Source organism: Shewanella sp. AS1 (assembly GCF_021412565.1).
GTDB lineage: Bacteria > Pseudomonadota > Gammaproteobacteria > Enterobacterales > Shewanellaceae > Shewanella.
Genome location: NZ_JAKCLJ010000021.1, coordinates 1 through 1,791, shown reverse-complemented (window position 1 = coordinate 1,791; position 1,791 = coordinate 1). Strand labels below are relative to the sequence as shown.

The following is a 1,791-nucleotide window of genomic DNA, read 5'->3' as shown; positions in this document are numbered from 1 at the left end:
GAGACCGTGACTGCGTACCTTTTGTATAATGGGTCAGCGACTTACATTTTGTAGCGAGGTTAAGCGAATAGCGGAGCCGTAGGGAAACCGAGTGTTAACTGCGCGTATAGTTGCAAGGTGTAGACCCGAAACCCGGTGATCTAGCCATGGGCAGGTTGAAGGTTGAGTAACATCAACTGGAGGACCGAACACACGTATGTTGAAAAATGCGGTGATGACTTGTGGCTGGGGGTGAAAGGCCAATCAAACCGGGAGATATCTGGTTCTCCTCGAAAGCTATTTAGGTAGCGCCTCGAGCGAATACCATTGGGGGTAGAGCACTGTTAAGGCTAGGGGGTCATCCCGACTTACCAACCCTTTGCAAACTCCGAATACCAATGAGTACTACTCGGGAGACACACGGCGGGTGCTAACGTCCGTCGTGAAAAGGGAAACAACCCAGACCATCAGCTAAGGTCCCAAAGTTATTGCTAAGTGGGAAACGATGTGGGAAGGCTTAGACAGCTAGGATGTTGGCTTAGAAGCAGCCATCATTTAAAGAAAGCGTAATAGCTCACTAGTCGAGTCGGCCTGCGCGGAAGATATAACGGGGCTAAGCAATACACCGAAGCTATGGGTACACACTTTTGTGTGTGCGGTAGAGGAGCGTTCTGTAAGCCGTTGAAGGTGAAGGGGTAACCCACGCTGGAGGTATCAGAAGTGCGAATGCTGACATGAGTAACGATAAGGGGGGTGAAAAACCTCCCCGCCGAAAGACCAAGGGTTCCTGTCCAACGTTAATCGGGGCAGGGTGAGTCGACCCCTAAGGCGAGGCCGAAAGGCGTAGTCGATGGGAAACGGGTTAATATTCCCGTACTCTTGCTAACTGCGATGGAGAGACGGAGAAGGCTAGGCTAGCGCGGCGTTGGTAGTCCGCGTTTAAGGCTGTAGGTGGTGTGCTTAGGCAAATCCGGGCACACATACACTGAGAGCTGATGACGAGTCCCCAAGGGGATGAAGTAGTTGATGCCCTGCTTCCAGGAAAATCTTCTAAGCTTCAGGTTAGTAGGAATCGTACCCCAAACCGACACAGGTGGTCGGGTAGAGAATACCAAGGCGCTTGAGAGAACTCGGCTGAAGGAACTAGGCAAAATGGTACCGTAACTTCGGGAGAAGGTACGCTGCTGTTGGTGATGGGACTTGCTCCCTAAGCTGACGGCAGTCGCAGATACCAGGTGGCTGCAACTGTTTATCAAAAACACAGCACTGTGCAAACTCGCAAGAGGAAGTATACGGTGTGACGCCTGCCCGGTGCCGGAAGGTTAATTGATTGGGTTATCATCACGAGAAGCTCATGATCGAAGCCCCGGTAAACGGCGGCCGTAACTATAACGGTCCTAAGGTAGCGAAATTCCTTGTCGGGTAAGTTCCGACCTGCACGAATGGCGTAATGATGGCCACGCTGTCTCCAGCCGAGACTCAGTGAAGTTGAAATTGCGGTGAAGATGCCGTATACCCGCGGCTAGACGGAAAGACCCCGTGAACCTTTACTATAGCTTGGCACTGAACATTGACCCTACATGTGTAGGATAGGTGGGAGACTTTGAAGCGGGAACGCCAGTTCTCGTGGAGTCAACCTTGAAATACCACCCTTGTAGTGTTGATGTTCTAACTCTGGCCCCTGGATCGGGGTTGAGGACAGTGCCTGGTGGGTAGTTTGACTGGGGCGGTCTCCTCCCAAAGAGTAACGGAGGAGCACGAAGGTTGGCTAAGTACGGTCGGACATCGTACGGTTAGTGCAATGGCATAAGC

The 1,791-nt window shown here is 52.0% G+C and carries 1 rRNA gene; it reads left to right on the top strand.

The annotated features are described in order from the left end of the window. Positions 1 to 1,791 (top strand): 23S ribosomal RNA (locus LZP69_RS15830); the annotation flags it as partial.